At 73.9% G+C, this 6,587-nt stretch carries 6 protein-coding genes; 1 reads left to right on the top strand and 5 read right to left on the bottom strand.

All coding sequences use genetic code 11. From position 1 onward, the window contains the following. The 4 genes from I4I78_RS28320 to I4I78_RS28305 all read right to left on the bottom strand — a co-directional run. Nucleotides 1–698 (bottom strand): aldehyde dehydrogenase family protein (locus I4I78_RS28320; RefSeq protein ID WP_218614563.1); only part of this gene is annotated, 698 nt, incomplete at its 3' end. 63 nt (nucleotides 699–761) lie between these two features. After that, nucleotides 762–1,544: a hypothetical protein gene (locus tag I4I78_RS28315; protein ID WP_218614562.1), complete on the bottom strand. Its 783-nt coding sequence runs from the start codon at nucleotides 1,542–1,544 to the stop codon at nucleotides 762–764. 57 nt (nucleotides 1,545–1,601) lie between these two features. Next, complete coding sequence (locus tag I4I78_RS28310; protein WP_218614561.1) at nucleotides 1,602–2,771, bottom strand: LLM class flavin-dependent oxidoreductase; 1,170 nt, start codon at nucleotides 2,769–2,771, stop codon at nucleotides 1,602–1,604. Between the two features lie 132 nt (nucleotides 2,772–2,903). After that, on the bottom strand, nucleotides 2,904–3,530 hold the full coding sequence (locus I4I78_RS28305) for a maleylpyruvate isomerase N-terminal domain-containing protein (protein WP_218614560.1): 627 nt from the start codon (nucleotides 3,528–3,530) through the stop codon (nucleotides 2,904–2,906). A gap of 156 nt (nucleotides 3,531–3,686) precedes the next feature. On the opposite strand from I4I78_RS28305, the gene I4I78_RS28300 reads away from it, so the two are divergent. Continuing rightward, a complete protein-coding gene (locus I4I78_RS28300; protein WP_218614559.1) occupies nucleotides 3,687–5,990 on the top strand; it encodes a xanthine dehydrogenase family protein molybdopterin-binding subunit in 2,304 nt (767 codons plus the stop codon). Between the two features lie 13 nt (nucleotides 5,991–6,003). Here I4I78_RS28300 and I4I78_RS28295 read toward each other — a convergent pair. Beyond that, on the bottom strand, nucleotides 6,004–6,587 hold a 584-nt coding region (locus I4I78_RS28295), incomplete at its 5' end, for an AI-2E family transporter (protein WP_226380600.1).

Genomic DNA, 6,587 nt, shown 5'->3' with positions numbered 1-6,587 from the left:
GCGGTGGAGCCGGTGAACGCGACCTTGTCCACGCCCGGGTGCGCGGCCAGGTGCTCGCCGGTCTCGCGGGACAGGCCGGTGACGACGTTGACCACGCCGGCCGGGATACCGGCCGCCTCGATCAGTTCGGCGAACCCGAGCGTCGAGCCGGGGGAGTGCTCGCTGGGCTTGATCACGATCGTGCAGCCCGCGGCCAGGGCCGGGGCGAGCTTCCAGGTCATCAGCAGCAGCGGCGAGTTCCACGGGGTGATCGCGGCGACCACCCCGACCGGCTCGCGACGGGTGTAGACGAGGTAGTTCGGGTTGGGGGCCGGGATCTGGCGGCCCTCGATCGTGGCCGCGAGCCCGGCGTAGTAGTGGTACCAGCCGCCGAGGCCGCCCAGCTGCCCGATCATCTCGCGGTAGAGCTTGCCGGAGTCGTTGACCTCCTGGCGGGCCAGCTTCTCGGCGTTCTCGGTGACCAGGTCGCCCAGGCGCCGCAGGCACGCGGCGCGGGCGAAGCCGGTCATCTCGCCCCACTCGCCCTCGAGCGCGGACCGGGCGGCGGCGACGGCGGCGTCGACGTCGTCCGGACCGCCGTCCGGGACCGTCGCCCAGGACGCTCCGGTGTAGGGGTTCTGGCTCTCGAAGGTCTTGCCGGAGATCGCGTCGACGGCCCTGCCGTCGATCAACATCCGGAACTGCTCGAGATCGCTCATCGTCGCGGCTCTCCCTGTCTACGTCGACCCGTCCGCCGACGACGCTACGGGCGTAGGCCGGTCTCAGGAACCGAGGCGGACGGCGGCGTCGTGCACCCGCCACTCCTCGGTCGCCCGGCCGAGGGCGACGGCGTGGGTCATCCGCAGCGTCGTGCTCAGCCAGAGCAGGATGTCGTGCAGGCGTAGCCGGGTCGGGTGCGCGTCGCCCAGTAGTGCCGCGGCGGTCCGCTCCAGCACCCCGAAGGCGGTGTCGTTGGCGCGCAGCTCGCGCAGGACGACCGCGCCGACGTCGCTGTCGCCCTCCTCTCCGTGCGGGAGCAGCGCTCGCCGGGTGCTGCGGGTCAGGTGCGGGACGAGGTCCGGGCGGCGGTGGTGCAGCGCCGCGAACACGTGCGCGGGGTGCTGCCCGGCGCGCCGCCCGATCTCGCGCAGGTCCGAGCCCACCGTGCCCGGCTCGCCCAGTACGGACAGCTCCTCGTCGGTCAGCTCCCAGAACGCGCGTCCGCCCGCGTGCTCGACGACGCCCTCGAACAACGGGCGCACGCGGGCCAGCGCCTCGTGCACGTCGGTCCAGCCCGGGCGGTCGAGCCGTCCGTGCAGGCCCTCGCCGATCAGGATGGCGGCGTCGTCGGACGGGCCGACCGGCCGGGTGTCGAACCGGGACCAGCCGAAGGCGGGCATCTGGACCCAGTGCCCGCGCGGGAAGTCGGGGGAGCGGAACCGGAACGGCCGCCGTCCGCGGGCGTAGCCGAGGACGGCGGCCAGCGCGGTGTCGAACGCCAGCGGGTCGGGCCCGGTGCTGGGCAGGTCGAGAGCCGGGCCGCCGTCGTGCGTCGCCGTCGTCACCCCACCATCGTCCTCCCGTTCGCGGCCGGACGGGGCCTCGGGACGACCGGTGACGGCTCAGGGGGCCGCGGTCTCGGCGGTCTCGGCCTGGTGCCGGGCCGTGGCCTCCTCCAGGGCCTTGCCCATGCGGCCGAACAGGTGCTCGCGGCTGCCGCGGGCGGTGGCCTTCGACGCCGCCAGCCGGTCCAGGCTGCCCTGGAACTGCGGGGCCACGTACTCGGCGAACAGCTCGTAGTGCCGCTTGGTGTCGGTCGGGTTGGCCCACTCGTGCGCCATCATCAGGTAGGCACCGAAACCACCCGCGGACTGCTCCTCGAGCGTGCGGATCTGGCGCACCGCGTCCTCGGGCGTGCCGATCACGCCGACGCCGCTCTCGTTGACCCAGTCGATCCGCTCCTGCAGCGTCGCCCCGGCCGGCTCGAAGTGCGGGACGGCCGCGGTGTGCTGCAGGTAGTCGAACCAGTAGTCGATGCCGTACTCGACCTGCCGGTAGGCCTCCTCCCTGGTCTCGGCGATGTGCATCGGTCCGACCAGGCGCCATGCGCTGCGGTCCATCGTCTGGCCGAACTGCTCGGCGCGCTGCGTGGCCACGTCCCAGTGCAGGGCCAGCAGGTCGGTGTCCCCGGTCAGGGTCGCCCCGATCGAGAGCAGCCCCGCGCCGTACCTGCCGGCGATCCGCGGGCCGGACGGCGACGCGATCGCGGCGATGCCCACCTCGAAGCACGGACGGGTGTAGGGCTGCAGCTGGCACCGCGCGTCGACGAGGGTGTAGCGGGAGTTCTCGTGGTTCACCGGCTCGTCGGTGAGCAGCAGCTGCATGAGGACGTCGGTGTCCTCCTCCAGCGCGCCGCGCTGCTCGGTCGGGTCGATGCCGATCATCGCGGCGTCGGTGGGCAGCGAGCCCGGCCCGAGGCCGAGCATGAACCGCCCGCGCGTCAGGTAGTCCAGCAGGATCGCGCGGTCGGCCACCCACAGCGGGTTGTGGTAGGGCAGCGACAGGACGCCGGTGCCGAGCTTGATGCTCGAGGTCTGGGGGGCGACGTTGGCGATGAAGATCTCCGGGCTGGAGATCAGCTCGGTGCCGCAGGAGTGGTGCTCGCCGATCCAGGCCTCCTCGTACCCGAGACGGTCGAGGTGTTTGACGAGCTCGACGTCACGGGCCAGTGCCGAGACCGGGTTCTGACCGAGCTCGGCGTGGAACGGCGCGAGGAAGATTCCGAAGCGCATCTGCTCTCCATTGAGTCTCGACGATGTCCCCTCCTCGCCCCCTCGGTGCCGGTGGCCCGGGTCGGCGCGGTGGTCCACGAGGACGCTAACCCGCGACGGTGAGCCTCGTCACGATCCGTTCAGGGGTCTCCCTCAGACGACGCAGTACCCGTCCGGCAGCCGCCCGCGACCGCCGAGGGCCAGGACCAGCTCCCGGCCCGTCCCACGGGCGACGGCGGTCCGGGCCAGGACGGTGGCCGTACTCGCCAGGGCGCGGTCGGTGAACGCCACCGGCTCGCCGACCGCGGCGGCGACGTCGTGGCCGTGCAGGACCAGCTCCGCGGTCCGGGTCGCGGCGTAGGCGCCGATCCGGACGCCGCCCGCGACGCAGCGCACGAGCGTGTCCGGGTCGATGTCGCGGACCCGGGCGACGGCGCGGTCGGCGAGCGCGGCGAACGCGGTCGCGGGGTCGGCGCCGAGCGCCTCGCCCGCCTCCCGGGCACGCCGGTCGACCGCCGCGTCGTCGGCGCCCTCCCCGGTCCGTGACGCCGGCAGCGTGTAGTAGGCCTCGGCCGAGACGATGTCCTCGGTCGGGGACGGCGCGTCGGCGTAGGTCAGCACGTTGGACAGCGCCAGCCCGGTGTGCCCGACGAGGTCGCGCAGGCTCCAGTGCCCGAGTCCGGGGGCGGACCAGCGTGCGCCGCCGATGCGCCCGACGAGGCCCGCGACGGTGTCCGCGGCGTCGGCGTATGCGGGCAGGTCGTCCGGGGTCGTCGCCATCGCACCTTCCTACGGTGTCGGCGCGGGCCGCGCCGGACGGATCACGTGTTCTCCTCGCGTGCCCCTTCCGGCTAACGTGTCGCACGGCACACTCCGGTGGCGCCGGCGGACCTGCCCACGCGGCCCCGTCGGCGTCGGCGTCAGAGAGGACGCACCATGACCGTCACCACGCAGGGCTCCGTCCTGGGCAACCGCGTACTGCGCACCGAGGACCGGGAGCTGATCACCGGAGCGGGCGACTACACCGCGGACCTCCCGGTCACCGGCGCCTACCACGTCGCGTTCGTCCGCTCGCCGTTCGCGCACGGGACGATCACCGGCATCGAGGTCGCCGAGGCGGCCGCGATGCCGGGAGTCCGGGCCGTCTACACCTACGACGAGATCGGGCTGGCGCCGCGCCAGGGCCTGCCCGGCGTGGTGCCGGAGGCGATGGCCCGCCCGCACCTGGCGTCGGGCAAGGTCCGCTTCGTCGGCGACATCGTCGCCGTGGTGGTCGCGGAGTCCGCGGCGCAGGCGCTCGACGCCGCGGAGAACGTCGTCGCCGACATCGACCCGCTGCCCGCCGTGATCGGGCTGGAGGCCTCCGCCGCCGGGGGCGGCACCCTGCTGTTCGACGACCACGGCTCGAACGTCGCCGCGGCCGGTGGCACCGGCGAGGTCGAGAACCTGTTCGACGGGGCCGACACGGTCGTGACCGGCACGTTCCACAACCAGCGCGTGGCCGGCGTCCCGATGGAGCCGAACGCGGCCGTCGCGCGGCCGGGCGAGCCGGACGGCGGGGTGACGGTGTGGGTGGCCACCCAGACCCCGCACGGTGCGCAGGCCGCGCTGGCCGGTGACCTCGGGCTCGACCCCTCGCAGGTGCGGGTGATCGCGCCGCGGGTCGGTGGCGGGTTCGGCCCCAAGGCGTTCGAGTACATCGAGTGGACGGTCGTGGCCAGGGCCGCGCTGCTGCTCGGGCATCCGGTCCGCTGGACCGAGACGCGCTCGGAGAACATGCTCTCGATGGTCCACGGCCGGGCCCAGGTCCAGCACGTCGAGCTGGGGCTGACGACGGCGGGCAGGATCGTCGGCCTGAAGGCGGACGTGATCGGCGACGCCGGCGGCTACCCGGTGATCGGCTCGGTCCTGCCCAGCCTGACCCAGCTGATGTCGCAGGGCGTCTACGACATTCCGAAGATCCAGTTCAACTGGCGGGCCGTCGCGACCACCACGACCCCGATCGGGGCCTACCGCGGCGCCGGCCGGCCCGAGGCCACCCAGATGCTCGAGCGGATCCTCGACATCGCCGCCGACGAGCTCGACATCGACCCGATCGAGCTGCGCCGGGCCAACTTCATCCCGCCGCAGAGCTTCCCGTACACGACGCTGACCGGCGCCCCCTACGACAACGGCGAGTACGCCAAGACCCTCGACGCGGTGATGGCCGCCGCCGGGTACGACGACCTGCTCGCCGAGCAGCGCAGGCGCCGGGAGAGCGGCGACCGGGTCGCGCTGGGCATCGGCGTCGGCTGCTACGTCGAGGTCACCGCCCCGCTGGGCCTCGACGGCGAGTGGGGCTCGGCGCAGGCGCACCCGGACGGCTCGTTCACCGTCTCGGCCGGCACCAGCGCGCACGGCCAGGGCCACGAGACGGCGTTCGCGCAGGTCGCCTCCGCGGTACTGCGGGTACCGATGGACAAGATCCGGCTCGTGCAGTCCGACACGGCGCTCGTCCCGCGCGGAGCGGGCACGCTCGGGTCGCGGTCGCTGCAGACCGGCGGCAGCGCGATCCACGCGGCCAGCGGCGAGCTGGTGCAGCGGGCGCGCGAGATCGCCGCGCACCTGCTGGAGGCCTCGGTCGGCGACGTCGAGCTCACCGAGGCCGGCCTCGGGGTCAAGGGCGTCACCGGGTCCGTGGTGACCTGGGGCCAGGTCGCGGCCGCCGCGGAGGACGGCAGCGGCAGCCCGGACGGCGCGACGTCCGCGCTGCGCGAGGAGCTGGACTTCAAGCAGGGCCAGTCCAGCTTCCCGTTCGGGTCGCACATCGCCGTCGTCGAGGTCGACCTGGACACCGGCTGGGTCGCCCAGCGCCGCCACGTCGCCGTCGACGACTGCGGAAAGATCCTGAACCCGATGCTGGTCGAGGGCCAGCAGCACGGCGGGATCGCGCAGGGCATCTCGCAGGCCCTGTTCGAGAAGGTGCCCTACGACGACGACGGCAACCCGACCACCGGCAACCTGGCGTCCTACACGATCCCGACCGCGGCCGACCTGTTCGCGTTCGAGGCCTCCACCACCGAGACCCCCACGCACCTCAATCCGCTGGGGGCGAAGGGGATCGGCGAGTCCGGCACGATCGGCTCGACGCCCGCGGTGCACAACGCGGTCATCGACGCGCTGTCGCACCTGGGGGTGCGGCACGTGGACATGCCGCTGACCCCGCAGACGGTGTGGCGGGCGGTGCAGTCGGCGTCCTGACCGCGGACCGGCGTCAGTCGGGCCGCGCGACCGGGGCCGTGGGGCCAGACCCGGCGTCCCCGGGCCCGGCGACGATCCCGTCCGTGGCGCCGTCCGTGGCGCCGTCGGTGGTGTCGTCGTCCGGCTCGGGGTCCGCGGTCCCGGCCCCGGGCCCGTCCGCGGCGCCGTCGGCGGGCGAGGGACGCGCCCCGGTCCGCTCGTCGATCATCTCGCCGAGGTAGCGCAGGACCACCGCGGCGGCGGCGGTCACCGGCACCGACAGGAACGCCCCGGCGATGCCGTAGAGCGTGCTGCCCGCGGTCACGGCCAGCAGCACCACGGCGGCGTGCAGGCCCAGGCTGCGCGACTGCAGGATCGGCTGCAGCACGTTGCCCTCGATCTGCTGCACCGCGAGCACGATCACCGCGACGATCACCGCGGCGGTGAAGCCGTTGCTGACGAGCGCGACCAGGATCGCCAGCGCGCCGGCGACGACCGCGCCGACGATCGGGATGAAGCCGCCGAGGAACGTGACCACGGCCAGCGGCAGCGCCAGCGGCACGCCGACGATCAGCAGGCCGGCGCCGATCAGCACGGCGTCGACGAACGCGACGATCG

The sequence above is a fragment of the Pseudonocardia sp. KRD291 genome (assembly GCF_019263595.1).
Classification (GTDB): Bacteria; Actinomycetota; Actinomycetes; order Mycobacteriales; family Pseudonocardiaceae; genus Pseudonocardia.
The sequence above is the reverse complement of the archived record's forward strand: the minus strand, read 5'-3'. Positions and strand labels throughout refer to the sequence as shown.